The 17,172-nt window shown below is 64.5% G+C and carries 21 protein-coding genes; 7 read left to right on the plus strand and 14 right to left on the minus strand.

Annotated features, from left to right (window positions below):
- Position 1: 1 nt before the first annotated feature.
- The 7 genes from JX001_RS11250 to JX001_RS11280 form a co-directional block, all read right to left on the minus strand.
- Positions 2–427 (minus strand): OsmC family protein, encoded by a 426-nt coding sequence (locus JX001_RS11250; protein WP_055808285.1) that lies wholly within the window; start codon positions 425–427, stop codon positions 2–4.
- Between the two features lie 91 nt (positions 428–518).
- The gene (locus JX001_RS11255) at positions 519–1,508 is read right to left on the minus strand and encodes a malate dehydrogenase (protein ID WP_066550122.1); all 990 of its coding nucleotides are present in this window, start codon (positions 1,506–1,508) and stop codon (positions 519–521) included.
- 7 nt (positions 1,509–1,515) lie between these two features.
- Positions 1,516–2,139 carry a DsbA family protein gene (locus JX001_RS11260; protein WP_082503531.1) on the minus strand — a complete coding sequence of 208 codons (624 nt, stop codon included), beginning with the start codon at positions 2,137–2,139 and terminating at the stop codon, positions 1,516–1,518.
- A 33-nt stretch (positions 2,140–2,172) separates the two neighbouring features.
- Complete coding sequence (locus JX001_RS11265) at positions 2,173–3,354, minus strand: TDT family transporter (RefSeq protein WP_055808292.1); 1,182 nt, start codon at positions 3,352–3,354, stop codon at positions 2,173–2,175.
- Positions 3,355–3,376: 22 nt separating this feature from the next.
- Positions 3,377–3,898, minus strand: coding sequence for a hypothetical protein (locus JX001_RS11270; RefSeq protein WP_156363211.1), 522 nt, complete (start codon positions 3,896–3,898; stop codon positions 3,377–3,379).
- Between the two features lie 127 nt (positions 3,899–4,025).
- Complete coding sequence (locus tag JX001_RS11275; RefSeq protein WP_165116552.1) at positions 4,026–4,517, minus strand: uracil-DNA glycosylase; 492 nt, start codon at positions 4,515–4,517, stop codon at positions 4,026–4,028.
- Between the two features lie 110 nt (positions 4,518–4,627).
- Positions 4,628–5,512 carry a LysR substrate-binding domain-containing protein gene (locus JX001_RS11280; RefSeq protein ID WP_055808299.1) on the minus strand — a complete coding sequence of 295 codons (885 nt, stop codon included), beginning with the start codon at positions 5,510–5,512 and terminating at the stop codon, positions 4,628–4,630.
- A 115-nt stretch (positions 5,513–5,627) separates the two neighbouring features.
- On the opposite strand from JX001_RS11280, the gene copM reads away from it, so the two are divergent.
- The 6 genes from copM (at position 5,628) to JX001_RS11310 (ending at position 11,788) form a co-directional block, all read left to right on the plus strand.
- On the plus strand, positions 5,628–6,035 hold the full coding sequence (gene copM / locus JX001_RS11285) for a CopM family metallochaperone (protein ID WP_066554618.1): 408 nt from the start codon (positions 5,628–5,630) through the stop codon (positions 6,033–6,035).
- Entirely contained in the window at positions 6,032–7,471 is a 1,440-nt protein-coding gene (locus JX001_RS11290; protein WP_055808301.1) for a YncE family protein, read from the plus strand. The genes copM and JX001_RS11290 overlap by 4 nt, the downstream gene beginning before the upstream one ends.
- A gap of 11 nt (positions 7,472–7,482) precedes the next feature.
- Positions 7,483–8,154, plus strand: a complete 672-nt coding sequence (locus JX001_RS11295; protein ID WP_055808303.1) for an MBL fold metallo-hydrolase — start codon at positions 7,483–7,485, stop codon at positions 8,152–8,154.
- A gap of 1,754 nt (positions 8,155–9,908) precedes the next feature.
- Positions 9,909–10,409, plus strand: coding sequence for a hypothetical protein (locus JX001_RS11300; RefSeq protein ID WP_165116550.1), 501 nt, complete (start codon positions 9,909–9,911; stop codon positions 10,407–10,409).
- Positions 10,410–10,521: 112 nt separating this feature from the next.
- Positions 10,522–10,995 (plus strand): hypothetical protein, encoded by a 474-nt coding sequence (locus JX001_RS11305; RefSeq protein ID WP_205681114.1) that lies wholly within the window; start codon positions 10,522–10,524, stop codon positions 10,993–10,995.
- Positions 10,996–11,152: 157 nt separating this feature from the next.
- Positions 11,153–11,788 carry a hypothetical protein gene (locus JX001_RS11310; protein ID WP_165116546.1) on the plus strand — a complete coding sequence of 212 codons (636 nt, stop codon included), beginning with the start codon at positions 11,153–11,155 and terminating at the stop codon, positions 11,786–11,788.
- A 30-nt stretch (positions 11,789–11,818) separates the two neighbouring features.
- Here JX001_RS11310 and JX001_RS11315 read toward each other — a convergent pair whose 3' ends face one another.
- Complete coding sequence (locus JX001_RS11315; RefSeq protein ID WP_165116544.1) at positions 11,819–12,004, minus strand: hypothetical protein; 186 nt, start codon at positions 12,002–12,004, stop codon at positions 11,819–11,821.
- A 111-nt stretch (positions 12,005–12,115) separates the two neighbouring features.
- Here JX001_RS11315 and JX001_RS11320 point away from each other — a divergent pair, with 111 nt between their 5' ends.
- Positions 12,116–12,490, plus strand: a complete 375-nt coding sequence (locus JX001_RS11320; protein WP_165116542.1) for a hypothetical protein — start codon at positions 12,116–12,118, stop codon at positions 12,488–12,490.
- Positions 12,491–13,203: 713 nt separating this feature from the next.
- On the opposite strand, the gene JX001_RS11325 is transcribed toward JX001_RS11320, so the two are convergent.
- From JX001_RS11325 to JX001_RS11350, 6 genes are all read right to left on the minus strand, one after another.
- Entirely contained in the window at positions 13,204–13,719 is a 516-nt protein-coding gene (locus JX001_RS11325) for a type II secretion system protein M (protein WP_165116540.1), read from the minus strand.
- The gene (gene gspL, locus JX001_RS11330) at positions 13,716–14,723 is read right to left on the minus strand and encodes a type II secretion system protein GspL (protein ID WP_205681115.1); all 1,008 of its coding nucleotides are present in this window, start codon (positions 14,721–14,723) and stop codon (positions 13,716–13,718) included. Before gspL ends, JX001_RS11325 begins: the two co-directional genes overlap by 4 nt.
- Positions 14,724–14,806: 83 nt before the next feature.
- Positions 14,807–15,763 carry a type II secretion system minor pseudopilin GspK gene (gspK, locus tag JX001_RS11335; protein ID WP_165116536.1) on the minus strand — a complete coding sequence of 319 codons (957 nt, stop codon included), beginning with the start codon at positions 15,761–15,763 and terminating at the stop codon, positions 14,807–14,809.
- A gap of 41 nt (positions 15,764–15,804) precedes the next feature.
- Positions 15,805–16,401, minus strand: coding sequence for a type II secretion system minor pseudopilin GspJ (gene gspJ, locus JX001_RS11340; RefSeq protein WP_205681116.1), 597 nt, complete (start codon positions 16,399–16,401; stop codon positions 15,805–15,807).
- A complete protein-coding gene (gene gspI / locus JX001_RS11345) occupies positions 16,398–16,766 on the minus strand; it encodes a type II secretion system minor pseudopilin GspI (RefSeq protein ID WP_165116532.1) in 369 nt (122 codons plus the stop codon). The genes gspJ and gspI overlap by 4 nt, the downstream gene beginning before the upstream one ends.
- Positions 16,759–17,160 (minus strand): GspH/FimT family protein, encoded by a 402-nt coding sequence (locus JX001_RS11350; protein ID WP_241004619.1) that lies wholly within the window; start codon positions 17,158–17,160, stop codon positions 16,759–16,761. Before JX001_RS11350 ends, gspI begins: the two co-directional genes overlap by 8 nt.
- Positions 17,161–17,172 lie beyond the last annotated feature (12 nt).

Consider the following 17,172-nt stretch of genomic DNA (forward strand, 5'->3'; position numbering starts at 1 on the left):
GCTAGATGGTCGCCTTGCACCAGATCGTTTCGATCGAAACTGTACCTACGAGCATCCGATGAATTGGGCACTTGTCGGCGATCTCCAGCAACCGGATCCTCTGTTCCTCCGGTAGCCCAGTCGGCAGAGTGATTGTTCGGGTGAACTGATCCGACGGTGTCGCCCCCAAGTCCCGGGTCAACAAGACCTCGACGGACATGGCGCCCAAGGTCCAGCCTTTCCGGTTGGCGTACAGGCGCAGGGTCTGGGCCGTACAGGAGGCGAGCGCCGCCTGCACCAGCTCGTGAGGGGTCGGACCGAGATCCAGCCCGCCCAGGGCGACGGGTTCGTCGACCACGAAGCGGGCGGGGCCCGCGGTGATCGTCAGTTGTAGGCCGCCGAGACCGGCGTCGGTCGCGATCGAGGGCCGGGAAGCTGCGTCGGTCATGGGAATCCTTCGGCGAAGTTTGGAAAACAGGGACGCCGTCGCCTGCCTTGGCGACGGCGACTACATGAGCATGTTCGACGGCGTCGGATGATCAGGCGTCCGCCAGGACCGCGAGCGCGGCGTCGCGCTCCTCGATCAACTCCTGCACCGAAGCGGCCAGACCGGCGCGCGTGAAGGCGTCGAGCTCCAGACCCGTGACGGGCGCATAGACGCCGTCGCGGCAGGTCGTCGGCACACCGCAGACCAGCCCTTCGGGAATGTCGTACTGGCCGATCGAGGCGACGCCCATCGAAACCCAACGGCCGTTCGAGCCCTGCACCCAGTCGCGCATATGGTTGATGGCGGCGTTGGCGGCCGAGGCCGCCGAGGAGGCGCCGCGGGCTTCCAGCACGGCCGTGCCGCGACGGGCCACCTCAGGGATGAGGGTGTCGCGATACCAGGTCTCGTCGTTGATGAGCCCGGCCAGAGACTGGCCCTCCACGGTCGCATGGCTCCAGTCGGCGAACATGGTCGGGGAGTGATTGCCCCAGACCGCGAGCTTCTCCACGGCATCGACGGGGACGCCCGCGCGGCGCGCGAACTGGGCGGCGGCGCGGTTGTGGTCGAGGCGGATCATCGAGGTGATGGCGCCGGGCGGCAGATCCGGCGCGGACTGGATCGCCACCCAGGCATTGGTGTTCGCCGGATTGCCAACCACCAGAACCTTGACGGAGCGTTTGGCGACCGCGTTCAGGGCCGCGCCCTGGGTCTTGAAGATGGCGGCGTTGGCCGCCAGCAGGTCGCGGCGCTCCATGCCCTTGGCGCGGGGGCGCGACCCGACCAGAAAGGCGGCGTCGATGTCGTCGAAGGCGATAATGGGGTCGTCGGTGGTCTGGATGGAGGTTAGTAGCGGAAAGGCGCAATCGTCCAGCTCCATGACCACGCCCTGGAGCGCCGCCTGAGCCTGAGGCAGGTCGAGGAGGCGAAGATCGATCGGGGTGTCGGGCCCGAACACATCGCCCTGGGCCAGGCGGAACAGCAGGGCGTAGGCGATCTGGCCGGCGGCGCCGGAGACGGCGACCTTGACGGGGGCGTTGGGCATCGGAACCTCAGGATTGCGGGGTTTGAGAAAGGGCTTGGTCGATCGAGGCGGAGACGGCTTCGAGGGTCAGGGCGGTGTCCAGACGTCGGTGCTGGACGAAGAGCGTCGGCGTTCCATTCACCCCGGCGTCGCGGGCACGGGCGACACGGCGCTCCAGGGCCGCGATGGCCTCGGGATCGGTGATGCAGGATTGAAGCCGCGCCTCGCTGATGCCGAACCGCGCCGCGATCCTCAGGAGGGCGTCGCGCGGGCCGCCGCCGTTCGCCCATTCGGACTGGCCGTGCATCAGGGCGTCGATGACCTCGAAATAGCGATCTTCGCCTGCGCACCGCGCCAGCAGAACGCCGGCGGCGGAGAGGTTGGCGGGGCCGGTGATGAATTCGCGATAGATCAGCCGGACCCGCCCGGCGTCGATGTAGCGCCGCCGGAGTTCGGGCAGCACCTCGATGGCGAAGCGGGCGCAGGGGCCGCAGGTGGTCGAGGCGTATTCGATCAGGGTCACGGGCGCGTCAGCCTGGCCCAGCACCATGTCGTCGGCTTCGGCCGCGCGCGGCGCACAGGCGGTGATCAAGGCGCCGACGCCGCCCGCCATGAGGACGCGGCGTGACGGCGTGAAAAGGTCATGAGGCATTGGTGATTCCAGAAAGGACGGAGTGGAGGCGGATCAGCGTGCGCAAGGGATGTCGCGCTTGGCCGCCTCGGCGAGGCAGGGGGCGACGAACAGGTCTCCGCGCCAGGCGCCGCGCACCGTACGGGCGCCGACGATCAGCCACAGCACCAGCAGTGCGGCGACCAGGGCCATGCCGAACAGGTTGAAGGCCGGGATGGGGAGCAGGGTTCCCAGCTTCAGCGTCGCGACAGAGAAGACGCCGAGTGGGAAGGTGTAGCCCCACCAGCCCAGATTGAACGGCAGGCCCTGACGCAAGTAGCGCAGGGTGATCAGCACGGCCATCGCGGCCCACCACAGGCCGTAGGCCCACAGCAGCAGGCCGCCGATCAGGCCGATCCCGCGCGCGGCGTCGCCGTACTGGCCCAGACCGGCGGCGGTGAAGATGGCGGGCGCGGCCTGGCCGAGCACCAGCATGCCGAGCGCGCCCGTGCCGATCGGGCCCAGCGACAGCCAGCTGGAGGCCGCCATACCGGCGTGCGGCAGTTTGTGGATCGCCATGCGGAGCACGAGGATGACCAGGATGCTCATCGCCAGCGGCACGGACAGGGCCCACAGGCCATAGCTGACTACCAGCACCGACAGGGCGGCGTTCGGGTCCGCGAGGTGCGGCGCGATCAGGCCGCCGGTGACGGCCGCGACCTCGGCCGCCACGACCGGCAGCAGCCAGACGGCCGTCATCTGGTCGATGGCGTGCTCCTGGCGGGTGAACATCATGAAGGGGATGCCGATGCCGCAGGCGACGGCAAGGGCCACGTCGATCCACCACAGGGCTTCGGCGACCGGCACGACGCCTTCGCCCCAGCGCGCCAGGCCGAAGGCCATCAGGCCGTTGATGATGGTCGCCAGCCCCATCGGGATGCAGCCGAAGAACATCGACACGACCGAATGGCCGAAGATTCGTCGCGCGCCGTCGAAGAAGAAGATCCAGCGCGCCGCGTAGAGAACGGTGAACAGGGCGAACAGGCCGATGTTGAAAACCCACAGGGCTTCGGCGACGATTTTTACGCCGGGTATGGGGACCGGAAGCTGGTTCAGCGCCAGGGCGAGGATGCCGGTTCCCATGGTGGCGGCGAACCAGTTCGGCGTGAACTGCCGCACGATCTCCCTGGGCGATTGCAGACTCGCCAACGGGCGAAGGCCGAAGGCGACGTCGCGAACGTGAATGTCATGAGCCATGAGAGGTTATCCAGACGAGCGGTCAGCCCGCGGTGAAGCGATAGACGGCGCCGAGCACGACGGCGGTGACCAGAAGGCAGGCGGGCAGGGTCAGCATCTGCAACGCGGCTTCGCGGCCGCTGATCCAGCCCGTGTCGATGATCACGCGACCGGCGAGGCAATCGTTCAAGGAGCGGATGCGCTCGCCCGGCGCAGGCGTATCGGCCAGCAGGCTCATCCCGGTGAGAAGGCCGAAGAACATCAGGCCGAGAACGGTGATGAAGCCCAGGGCGAGCATCGCCTCGCCGTGACCGAACACCAGCCAGAACACGGCCACCATGGCGGCGTAGAGACCCGCGACCGCCTTGACCATTGCGGGGTGAACGCCGGTAAGGCCGACGCCAGGCTGGACCCGGTGCAAGGTCTCGCCGGATTGGGTCGCGGCGATGGGAGAAGGCGGAATGAAAGGCGTCTGCGGTTTTACATTCTCAGGACCGATGGCCTGGCGCCTGGCGACGGACCTGCGGCCTTGGCGCATGGCCGGAGCGGCGAGAAGGGTGGTCATGGCGGCTCTCCTTTCGGAGTGGAGGCCAGTCTTCGGCGCGCTCCTCGACATCCGGGATGCGCCTCTTGGATCATCAGCTCCAACGGATGTTTTAGATAGGTTTGTTCGCTTTGATCGAATGAACGCCCTAGGGGGTGATCAGCGCGGCTGCCCACGCAAAGGCGGCCTGCAGGCCAAGACGATGCTCGGGGGCGGTGTTGATGAACGTCGGGCTCGGGTGTGGCGCGAGACACAGCTCCACTTCAGGCCGCAGGCGGGTCAGCGTCGGAGCCGCCATCGCGGCGACGCGGCCGCACAATACCGCGGCCCTGAGGCGATGAAGCGGGGTGACCAGTCCCTCTAGCGTGGTCAGGCCGGAGGCGATCTCCTGTCTTGTCAGCGGTCGCGCGGACCCCGAGCGAAGCCAGGGGACCGTGTTCCAAAGGACGATGCGGCGGCGGTCGAGCCCCGCTGCTTCCATCGCGCGCTTCAGGTTGCGCGCGGTGCCCGTGGGATTGTCGATGGAGACGAGGCGATCCGCTTGCGGTCCCGGGGCCGGTGTCTCCAGAAGCACAAGGATTTCCGCCTCGTCTCCACCGTCGAGGGGGTCGAACTTCGGCGTACCTTGTTGAGCGCCCACGCCCCTATCCAGAGCTCTCAGGAATCCGTTCAGTCCCTCGAGATGCGTGTGAGGCGGCGCGCGGTCATTCACCAGTGAAGGCCAGACACCGCCTTGACGAGCCGACGCGCTCAATGGCGTGACGCCGTCAGGGACGCCAGGAACACCTCGCCCGCCTTTGAGCGATAGCGCTGCTTGTGCCGCAGGAGCCAGAACGGGCGGTCGGGCAAGGTCAGGGGCAGGGCGGCGAGGATGCCGGCGCGCAGGCGCGCGGCGACGACATTGCGCGACACGACCGTCGCTCCCGCACCGGCCTCGACGGCGGCGGCGACCGCCTCATTCCCGGGCAAGGTCATGGCCACGTCCAGAGCGTCGATGGCCAGCCCGCGCTGATTGAGGGCCGTCTCAAAAGCCGACCGGGTGCCGGAGCCGGGCTCGCGCAACACCCAGGTCATTTGCTTCAGGTCCGGCGGCCCGGCGCCGTCCTGGGCGGCGGGGTGGTCGGCCGCCACGACCAGCACCAGTTCGTCGTGATCCAGAACCGAACGGCTCAACGCCGGCTCGTTCAGTTCGCCCTCGACCAGACCCAGTTCAGCGCAGCCCTCCAGGACAGCGTCGGCCACCTCGCGCGTATTGCCGATCGAGACCTCGATGCGGATGCCGGGATGAGCCTGATGAAACCGGGTCAGTCGGGCGGGAAGCCACCAGCCGGCGATGGTCTGGCTGGCGTGGATCGACAGTCGTCCGCGTTTCAGGCCGCCCAGGTCGTCGAGCGCGTCCTGCGCCGCCTCGACACGGGCGAGGATCGCCTTGGCCTCGACGAGGAAGGTTGCGCCCGCCTCGTTCAGGACGATGTTGCGGCCAACGCGGTCGAACAGGGCGACGCCGTGGCGGCCCTCCAGCGTCGTCACCGCCGAGCTGACCGCCGACTGGGTCAGGTTCAGGGCCTCGGCGGCGCGGGTTACGTGCTGGCGCTCGGCGACGGCGACGAAGATGCGGAGCTGGTCCAGGGTCATGGGACAATCCTAACCCACGAAGCGGCGACTTCGACAGGGAACGTTCGGCGACGGCGAACGTTCCGAGCGGAACATCGCGTTGGTCGTCCGGGACGATCGCCTGCAGGATCGGATCATGACCCACGCCCCACCCTCCCGATGGATCAGAACCGGCGTCCTGGCGCTTGGCTCGGCGATTGCCGGTGCCGCAGTTATGGCCTTCGCACAGATGCCCGGCTCGGACTTCGATGCGGCGATGGCCGAGGCGATGGAGCGGATGCACCGCGACATGGCGGTAGAATCCACCGGCGACCCAGACGTGGACTTCGCCGCCATGATGATCCCGCATCATCAGGGCGCCATCGACATGGCGCGCGTCGAGCTTCTGTACGGGCAGGACGAGACCATGAAGCGTCTGGCCCAGGGGATCATCATTGAACAGACCCAGGAAATCGCCCTGATGCGCGACTACCTGACCCGCCATTCTGATGCGCCGACGCCGACCGGCGGCGCGACCTCGACCCATCACGGACACGGATCATGACCCTGACAGCCCGCGCCATCGCCGCCCTTGTTCTCAGCCTGTCCGCCGGACACGCCTTGGCCGATCAGGTTCCGGGCGCGGCGGCGGCGCCCGCCATCCCGATCAGCAGCCAGGATCGGTTCTATTCGGCCGACCAGTTCTCCAACACCGTCTCGGTGGTCGATCCCTCGACCAACGGCCTGCTGGGGGTGATTTCCCTCGGCGAACCGACTCCGGCCAACCTCAGCCCGCTCTACAAGGGCCAGTTGCTGGTCCACGGCATCGGCGCGGCGCCGGACGGCAAGACGATCGCCGTGGTCTCGATCGGGTCCAACTCGGTCAGCTTCATCGACACGGCCAGCAACACCGTCAAACATACCACCTATGTCGGGCGCTCTCCGCACGAGGCCTTCTTCACGCCGGACGGCCGCGAGGTCTGGGTCACGGTGCGGGGCGAGGCCTATGTTTCGGTGCTGGACGCCGCGACCTATCAGGAGACCGCCCGGGTCGAGACGCCCAACGGGCCGGGCATGACCATCTTCTCGCCGGACGGCCGCTACGCCTACATCTGCTCCAGCTTCAGTCCCGAGACGGTGGTAGTCGAGACCGCGACCCGTCAGATCGTCGGTCGGGTGGCCCAGGCCAGTCCGTTCTGCCCCGACATCGCCGCCACGCCCGATGGAAGCCAGGTCTGGATGACGCTGAAGGACGTGGGCAAGACCATGGTTTTCAACGCCCGTCCGCCGTTCGCTGTCCTACAGACGCTCGACACCGGCCCCTTGACCAACCACGTCAACATCGTGCGCAACGCGGCGGGCCAGTTCGCCTATGTGACCGTCGGGACCGAGAACCGGGTCAAGGTCTATCGCACCGACACCTTCACGCTCGTGACGGAGATCGAGGTGGGGTCGCTGCCGCACGGTCTGTGGCCCTCCGGCGACGGCTCGCGGATTTACGTCGGGCTGGAGAATGGCGACGGCGTGGCGGTCATCGACACCCTGGCCAACCGCGTGATCGCCACCGTGCCGATCGGTCAGGGACCGCAAGGGGTCACCTATGTGCCGCGTGCGGTCACTCAGGGTGACGGCAGGGCCAACCTCACGCCCCTGGGCGCAGCTCGCGCCTCGCATCAACTCGTTCTGACGGGCGAGGGCGACACCCGGTCCCAGGCGACCTTGTTCGAGCAGGGGCAGGTCCAGATGCTGCAGATCGCCGCCGCAGGCCTCCAACCCGGCAAGCCCTATGTCCTCGCCTTCGCCAATGCGGCGGACGGATCGGGGACGCTCGAGCCTCTGACGAAGTTCATGACCAATCCGGCTGGGTCTGCGGTCGTCAACGCCGTGGGCCCGATCCGTCAGGTGGTCGCCGCCGACGCCGGCGCACCCCGCCGTTGGCTGGTCATCGCCTCGGGCACGCCCGAGGCGATCGGCGCGGTCGTCCAGAGACAGTCGGAATAGGACCGGCCGCCATGCGGATCGACAAGTTCGTCCATAGCTGCCTGCGCCTGACGATCGGTGCAGATCGACTGCTCTTCGATCCGGGCAAGTTTTCGTTCGTCGACGGACGGGTCGATCCTGCTGTCTTTTCGGATGTCTCGACGATCGTCCTGACGCACGGCCATCCCGACCACATCGACCCTGACGCTCTGGCCAGGATCGTGCAGGCGAGTGGCGCGACACTCGTCGGCAACGGCGAGGTCGCCGACAAGCTCGGCGAGAAGGGGCTGTCGGTCACGGTGTTCGAGGAGGGCGAACGGACCTTCGGCGCGTTCCGGCTGCAGGCTCAGCCGGTCGCGCATGAGCCCATCCTGTCGGACGAGAGCCCGCAACTGACAGCCTTCCTCGTCAACGACGTTTTCCTCAACCCGGGCGACAGTTTCGACAGCCGTCTGGATCGGTTCGCGGGCGTGGAGGTGCTGGCCCTTCCGGTGATGGCGCCTTACCTGACCGAGCTCACTGTCCATGCGTTCGCCAAACGGATGAAGCCAAAATCGGTCGTCCCGGTCCATGACGGCTACGCTCGCGACTATTTCCTCAGGCAGCGTTACGACGTCTACGAGCCCTATCTGGACAAGGCCGGGATCAAACTGCACCGGCCGATGGCGCCCGGAGACGGGTTCGACGTCTCTGACCATGACTGACGCAGTCTGCACCTCCACCGGTTTCGCGCGATTGCGATCGCGATAAAATGGCGGCGGCTCGGCGTGGTAACTCAGGTGAATGTCGCCTTAGCGCGGTGACTGTCATGTCCGCTCATGGCGCAAATCCGCCCCTTCCCTGCCCCGTCACTCAGTGCATTTGTCTTCATCTGCACTGTGAGGTCACCACAGCATGCGACCGGTCGACCTTGGGGCCGGCGCTATCCTCCACATCCCAATAGGGCCGCCTTTCGCGATAGCGGCTGCGGCCCTAGGGTAACGGCGGTTAGGGTACTGGGAGAAGAACGTTGGGAAGAGACAGCTATCGCGGTGGATCCACGCTTCTGAAAATCTGGCCTACCGCTCGCAGCAAGCCGAAAGCCGACGGTCTTCTAACGCGCGAGGTCAGCTTCGAGAGGTACGGGACCGAGCCGGCGACTCCCCTCCTCCCTCCGAAGACAAGTTCTAAGAAGCGAAAACCTAAGACCGTCCAGCCCAACTCAGCACCCACGCCAGCCTCGCTGACCTCGCAACGCCCAAACGCGCGTCCAGTCGATCGCAGCGTCACGCGCGCTAACGAGACGACCAAGCGAGAGTATGGCGCAGAAGAGGTAATGAGCTATTTGATGGACAGGCACCCAGCCTGTCCCAAGATCGTGCGAAAACGTATCGTAAAGATAGCTACGCAGGGACGCTGGACAGGCCTCACCCTGGCCCAAGCGGTATTTCGTTCGGCAGACCACTACGTACTAACTGAAGTCTGCGGGGTTCATAAACTCATCGAATGCGGCATTGATCACGTCGCAGCCAATCGGTTGGCCGAGCCGCAGCGTCGAATTGTCCTGAGTCTTTGGGGCTTCTAGAGCGGCTTGCAGGCCTGCACGCGCGCCCTATTACCGGGGATGTGCGCTTCAAACCACCAACTGATCGTATTGCAAACGCGGCCCTCGTAACGTCAGTAGTCGTCAAATGCGCCGAGCGTTCGGGCGCATCGGTCCGCCGCTGTCGCAGCAGCATCCTCCCCTGAGCTCAAGCGGGGCCAGGCGTCGATCTCTCGGAAGTACTCCTCTCCCATCGTGACGCACTCCCTAAAGCTGCCAGCCTTTCTCAGGATCGTGGCCGCTGGAGCGTCGCGGCTAGGTGGCTCCAGGCTTTCCGATTGCGGCGCCACAACGGGTCGGACAGACGCTGGAGACGTTTCAGAGCTCGTCGTGGTCGCGCCGGCCAAGAAAGACACAACCGCGACGGTAAGCATTGCGGCCCCGATGAAAGTTCGTCGCAGCCACTTCCCCCACTCGCCGCGCTGAAGCACCTTCACACGACGGTTGAGGTCAGCTTCCCGTCGCTCCAAAATGCCTTCCCGTTGAGCTATCTCCCGCTCCCGAGATGTCAGATTTTCATCACGCCAGGATTTCTGAGCATCCGCCAAAGCGTCGTTCGCTCTTTTCAGCGTCCCCCCAATCTTCGGCAACATAAGCTCCCCCTATCAACGCGCGAAGCGCACTGACTAGTGCGCGTTTCTAGTCCCTCCAATAGCGCTGACGCTCGGGCACCGTCGAAGCTACTGGTTCGTTCGCGACAACTCGGTGCACTTTTCAAGATCTGCACTAAGGCCGACCGCTGCTCCATTTCTTCCCATCCCTAAACCCCCGGATTGGTCCATCCATCGTATTCCCAATTCGTGGTGCTGGAGCCGCAATCACCGGGACACGCAGGCCGTACCCGCTTAAGCTGCGGAATCAGTTAGGTGGTAGGACATGGCGCTGTCGATGTTTGAGCGGGCGAAGAGATCATTAGCCCAAGCGGTATTGGTGGCGACAGCGTTCGGCTGCGCCGCGACTACGCTGCCAACGCGGGCGAACGCTCAGGAGACACAGGTGTACCGAGGTGCCCCTCGTCTGCCCGACTTCCAAGGTGCGGACCGCAGGTTCGGGACTTACAGGACCCGCATCAGCAACGAGATGCGAACTGGCCCGAACTTCGCATGGCGGTACGCTGTCGTCGAAATCGGATGCGGCACGTCTTGCCGCTTCGTGTTCGTCGGAGACGTCTCGACAGGGCGGGTTTACGATTTTCCGTACGGCGGGGAAGAATTCTACATGCTCAACCTCCGCTACAATGTGAAAGAAAACTACGTGACCGCCCGTTGGATTTCCGACGGCGTGTGCATGGAAGATTTTCTCGAGTGGGACGGTGCGCGCTTTACGTCGGCAAATAAGCGCGTTGTCGGACCGCGTACGATTTGCGAAGCGCTCTAACAGTCGGGCTCTCAGGGTAGGTCGTGGGCTCGACCGCCGCAGTAGCCATGCACATTCGGTTGCGCACTCCCGGCGCGTTGACCGGCCCACATCTGTCTAAGGAGCGACCATCATGAAGCTGACTTTGCTGATAGCTTTCCTCCTCTGCGCCCCCACCCTAGCGTTGGCGCAGTCCAGTTGTGCTCCCATCATTGCAAGCGGAGCGTGCGATGAGCAGTCGGGCGTCACTATCGATGAGGGCGACCTAAGCCGGCTGTACTGCGACACGGTGGTGATCATGCGCAGCGAACGGGGGACCGTGCTGATCCAGTTCACAGACAAGCAAGGTGATGACGGACGAATTCTCGGCTTCGCCGGGACCATCGAGGGCAGGCAAGGTTTTGGTGCCGACGCTACGCAAATGATGGCGGTGGAGAGAGTTTACCTCGGCGGAGCCGATCCGGTCCCGGCCGAACGTGGCAGCTGCATCATGAACTGGACAGGTCTGCATAGAACTGGCGGACGTTTGACCAGCGTCGTATGCGGCGGGCGAGGCGAGGCCGAGGGCTCAGACATCATGGCCATGGCTGCGCTAGAAACCCGGTAACCTTCACACGCGCACGATCGAAACGCAGCCGGCGGCAGTCGATAGCCACTTCGAGTTCGCCTGGGCCTTGAGCAGAACGCCAAAGCCGAGGGCCCCTCTTCTCCTCCACCTCAGTGCACTTTTGGTATTCCACACTGAGCGATGCTAGGACCCTCGGATGACCCGGGACGACATTCAAGCTGCGTACGAGAAGCACGGCTACGATCAGGGCTGGTCATTCATGATGACGCCTGAGGCCTCGCTGCGCACGGCAACCGTCGCGATGGTCGGGCTCAACCCGGGCGGCTCCGCTGGCAACGTGGGGCACTGGGATCATGCACCGGGGAACGCCTACTTCATGCAGAAGTGGAGCTTGGACGAGACGTCAGACAGCGCGATCCAAAGGCAGGTGAAGGCCATTCATGATGTGCTCGACATCGGCGAGAACGAGATCTTCGCCGCGCAATTTATCCCCTTCCGTAGCCGTGACTTCGCCTCGCTCACCACAGTCGCTGAGGACAAGGCCTTCGCAATGCGGCTCTGGACGTGGGTCGTCGAGCAGTCGCCCGCGCGACTCTATCTCTGCATGGGCAAGGAGGTTGGCAGCGCGATCGGCCAACTGATCGGCGCGTCCTGGAAAGAGGACATTGCGACGGGCTGGGGACGCACCAAGTTTCGTCGACGGGTGTCGAGCGACGGTCGTGTCGTCGTCGAGATGCCTCACCCCAGCCGCTACCAGCTTTTCTCTCGCGGGCCCAAGCACGTCGCCGTCGCGACTGAGGCCCTCAAGCGCGCGGCTCGCCCTGTAGGATAGCCCCCGCCTGATGGGGCGACGGCGCGTTCGCTATCTGGCGTCGAAGGCACGCCCGCGGTCACCAAGCACGATCCAGCCCGCGTTGGTCGGCCAGAACCCCCTGCCCCGCCGCTCCGCCAATCCCACCACAGCCAACTGCTGGCTTTGGTCGGGCTTCGCGGTGCGCGTTTCGTCAACGAGGTCCAAGAGGGCCTCAATTCTGTAGGCGTCGGTCATGATCAGAACTTAGCGGGCTGAAGCCGCGAGTGAAGTCGACTTAAGTTCTCTTTTGAAGAATCTCGCGTCGGCTGTACGTTACCGCCCAACGCCGCCTACACGCCCCTCTACATGAACTTTAGCAGCGACAAGGCCGGCGCCTATATGCTGCCTCAGACGCTCGACCGGCGCCGGGACAACTATTCGGTCTGTTACCGTGTCATGGCGATGTCAGCGCTCTGCGCGCGCGACTATTCGGCCGAAAGCTTGGAGGTCGCTACCGGGTTCGTCAGCGGGAACGACGCCGTGCAGCCAGTGCTCACCCTGAAGAGCATCAACGGGACCATACTGGTGTTCTCGGTCGAGGGGGCGATGGTGAACCGGTACAGTGCATCGACAGACGAAATCACGGTCGATTTCAGCTCTGATCGCACGGTTCAGGTTGGTGCAATCTCGTTCGACATAGTCGACGCCTCAGCCAATGGCGTCGTCATACGTCGCAACTGATTGGCGCGTTCGTCAAAGGTGCTCAGTGCCTTTTTCGCAATCCACACTGAGCGACGGCTTTGCGCCAGAAGCGGACATGCACTGACCGCCAGAAACGCGACACTCAGCATTGCCTACTCGGCTCGACAACGTCCGCTTTCCGGTCGGAACCATTTGGACACTCCAACCGGTGGATGACATATTGGGGGGCAATCGTTCTGGATCTCTCAAGTCCAACTTGAACTGTGGAATTCATGCTTCGACAACCCGGTTCGGAGTTATTTTGCTACCTAGTCGAAGTAGATTTAGCCTCAGTGCTTGATGATATACTCATCAAATGAGGAAACGTTCCCTGCCGTAATGGCCCGAATAGACCCTCGTCTGACAGTCATGTGTCCGCAAGCTAGGGGCTTTTGACGTGTTCTCTCGCGCTTCCCAGCGAATTTTGAGGTAAGACCCACGCTTACGTTTTGGCTAGAGCTTTTCAGACACGCGAACCGCGACAAGCCTTCTCGATCTGCACAATGGAGAATTAGGTGAGAAACATGCGGTAGGGAGAAGTCCCTAGCCGATGTTGGTGGGACGCGTCGGGGAGCTTTCGGGAAGAAGCACACTATCGGCTTCTGCAGTACTTGCCGTGAGGCTAACAAGGGCTGCAGCCATTGCTCAGCCGGAGGGCTGGCGGATCAATTCTCCGCAGCTCACTTAATGCAAAAGTTTAGCTTTCGTTGGATTTAGAGTGATTTCTCTAGATCGTCTCGCGTTCGAGACGGCGCAAATCCGCCATCGACTTGCAAGGTTGCGTCCGCATTCTCGACTACTGCCAAGCGCGACACTTCCAGCCCATGCTCGTCCTTCAGCGCTGCAAGCCACGGAAAAATCTGCGCGCTGGTCGTCGAGTCCACTCTGAATCCTAGCCCGCCCGAGGGGTCCATTCCGGTCGTGACCACGAGCCCGGCAACTTCTGCGCTTTGGCGGATCACAGGCTCAATGTCGGCCGAAGACCCCTTTGAGCCTTCCCGACCCAGATCGCGGGACAGCCGCCTTACGCCAGCGTCAACCTTCAGCAAAGTGATGCGCGCCTCCTCACGCCGCTCCGCTGCAGCCTCGCGCCAGGACCACATTGGGCGCACGACAACCAACCAAATCAAAACTCCAGCGATCAGAAGGACCATGACAGCCAGCATCTGCCGCTCACGGTCCGTACGAGACCACCACCAGCGCGTGGCTGGATCAAACACGGCGCTCATATCGCAGTTCCTATCTGGACTTCGCTGACGACGCGGCCCGCATCATCGACCGTGCTTTGGTCGCTCATCACAAGGCCGACGCTCGCAACTGCCCGCTTCATCGTATCGAGGTCTTCGTACGCGGGATAGCTCACAGTGGCTCGCCCACCCCCTTCGGGATCGGCGGTAAAACTGTCGAGTTCAGCGCCGTCGACAGCTTCTACAGCCGCAAAGAGCGCCGCCGCAACGCCGGTTATTCCGCCTGGGGGCGATGACATGAGGCGACGCTCCAGAGCCGCCCTGGGGTCGGACGACGCCGCGAGATCAGCGTCCGTCCGCATCAGTGTCGCACGGGTCTGATCCTGCATTCGCTTCGCCATCAGGTCGTCACGCGCCGCCATGGCCAGGGTCAGGATCAACGGCGTCAACACCAGGACGCCTGCAAGCGCCGCAACCCGCCTCCAACCGCCACCCACCGAAGCGCTGCGGCGTTCAATCAGATTGACGATAGGCCGCAGCGACGCCTGGATCGTCAGCCGTTCGACGTCTTCATGAATGTTCGGAACGACAAGCCGGCGCTCCCCGGTAAGGAGTTCGACCATATCGGGCTGAACCGTCGCGGCAAGGCCCTGACCACGCAGCGCCACATTGGGCGGGAACGACACCGCCACGACCTCCTCGTCCGATAGCGGCGCGGGAACGGCGAGCATGTCCGGCAACAGCACGTCGGCGGTGACACCGAGCGCATCGCAATAGTCCAGCCAAACCCGGCGCAAGGCCGGGTCGAACATGACGGCCATCTGGGCCTCGCCCTGAACGGCTTCGCCTAGAGCGACCTCAAGGCTTTCTGGCGGCGACCCGAGTTGGTCCCGTAAAGCCCAAAGGACTGCTGCGCGTTTCTGGACGTCGCTACCAGCCGGCACAACCACCCACCGGACGAGGACATCGGCGCCCGGCGCAATGACGACCGTTCGCATGGCCAAGGGCTTCTCGACCGGATCAACCGTCATCAGGCCGCGCTGCAAGACCGCGCCGTCCGGCGCAACGACCAGGAACGGAGCCGGTTCGGACGCCAGGGCCGGGATCAGGATTAGGCGCGTATTGGAACTCATTCGTCGAGGGTCCAGCGTTGGATGACGGTTTTGGCCCCGCCCTCGGGGGGGGCGTATAGAAGGGCGGTGCGCACGGCGCGAGAGCCGCCGTAGTCGACATCGATCCGCAGATCGAAATAGCGTGTGAGAAGGCTCGTCTGTTCACGCGCGTGCGGAGAGGCCGCAGAGCCGAGAAGCGCAGGCTGGCTCCAGAAAGCGTCGACGCTTGGCCAGCCGTTCCGGGGCCGCGCCTCGATCGCGGCGCGCGCTGCCGTAAGGCCGATCTTGCCGTCCAACACCATCACCAGCAGGGGCGCCGCCTCCGGCTGCAGTGTGTTGACGTTGAGCACACTGGGCCGAGCAACCGGCAGAGCGCAGACGAAAGGTCGCAGACGGCGGTAGGTTTCGGCGTCGAACCCGCGGATCGCGCGAAGTTCGCTGACCTCGGCCAGCATCACGCCGCCGGTTCGATAAGGGACGGCCGAACCGGCGTATGCGCCGTCCTCTGCGCCCGCCGCTCGTGTCGCCGGATCGACGTCCAGCCAGTCCACCAGACCGTCCGCAGCGGCGAGCGCCGACCCTTCCGTCAAACCGAGGCTTCGTCCGAGGGCGATGAACTGCGCGATCCCGGCAGGGCTCGCCGTGAGATCCTCCCCCTGACCCTCAACCACGCTGTTAAGATTGAAACAGTTCTGACCGTCGCGCACGACAGCACTCAGATTTCCACCATCGATCGGAAAGCTCAGGAGGCGACCGTTCCATTCAGGCTCCAACGGCGTCCTGGTCGGCCCTGCCGCGATGAGTTGCTCAATCTGACGCAATGCGAGCAACTCGGCGCCGTCGGCATACAGCTGGGCTTGGGCTTGGCCCTCGGCGTTTGAGGCGCGCCTGACCGAAAAACGCACGTCATCTAGGACGGCGACAGCCACGACCGACATCACCGCCACCAGCAGCAGCACGGTGAGCAAGGCCATGCCTTCGCGACGTCCTGGCGCCTTGGTTACACCTCGTGAGCTCATCGACCGCCCACCAGAAACAGCTGCTCGACCTCGCCCAGACCCTTCAGCGTCATCACCAGACGCACCGCGTCCGGCATCGGCTTGTCTGCACTGGAGATAAAGGCCGGCGCCTCGACCCCGTCCCTGATGAAGCTGATCTTGAGAGCCGATACGCCGCGATACAGCACCTGAGCCGCTCCGGCGCGCGAGCCGTCTAGGCGCGGCGCAACCCTGCGCTCCAAGCGGTCGTCGACAAGGTTGTATTCGACCCGTTGAAGCGAGGCGCGCGGCTGTTCGCCAGGATTGGACCAGCCCGCTCTCACCAGGATCAGGACCGGGGCGCCCGGCCCCGTTGCACCGACGATGGGCTGTTGTTGCGGTCGCCCCGTCGTGCCCCGCGTGCGACGGGCGGCGGCCTGGCCGATATCCGATCTCAGAAGCGCCCGCATACGCTGCAGGTCGCCTGTACGGTCCGTTTCAGTTTTGATAGCGAAACGGTTGTCGATGGTCTGTGTCAGCACCGTCGCCCCTGCTGCGGCGATCAACGCGAAAATCAGCAGCGAGATCATGACTTCGACCAGACTGAAACCGGCCCGTTCTGAAGTCCGCCTCATGAGGCCCGCGCGCGCAAGGCCGTGCGGTCCGCTGCCTGGCCTTCATCACTTGCAACGCGTACCTCGACCCGCTGCAGATCTGCGACATCGGTCGGCGTCACGGTCCGTGTCCAAGTCCAGTCGCGGCCGGCCAGATGGGTGCGTCCGTTAGATACGCCATCGCTGAGCGAAGGCGCGATCAACGCCTCAATAACCAAGTTGTCCGCCACAACGCCGCCTAGAGTTCGGCTTTCGACCCTCGCCGCCGAGCGCGTGTTCTCCCCCGCCAGGTTTAACAGAGCCATGGCGGACAGCCCGAAGACCGCCAGTGCGACCAGCATCTCGACCAGGGTGAAACCACCACGCAGGGCATGTCGATCAGTCATCGATACTGACCTCGCCGGCGCCGTCCACGATCACGACGCGCTGTCGGCCCTCGCGTCTGAGCGTCAGTCGATAGGGCTCCGCCACGCCTGTCGGATCGAAGACGATCCTCAATGTATTCTGGCCCGGCTCAGCGATGGTGCCCGTTTCCCAAGATACCGATTTGAACGGACCCTCTTGGAGCCGCGTCCATTCCCGACCATCGAAGGATTGGAATCCATAGCCTGACGTCGTCGTCTCTACGGCGATCGGTCGGTTAGTGAGCACGGCCTCGTCGCGCGCGCTCATCAGCCGCGCGGCATAGCGCTCGGCTTCTGCGCTGACGGCGGGCCTTGGATCGGGCGCCACCATCACGACGGCGGCGCCGGCCATCGCGATGATGGCGACCGTCATCATCAGCTCGACCAG

Source organism: Brevundimonas fontaquae (assembly GCF_017086445.1).
Classification (GTDB): Bacteria; Pseudomonadota; Alphaproteobacteria; order Caulobacterales; family Caulobacteraceae; genus Brevundimonas; species Brevundimonas fontaquae.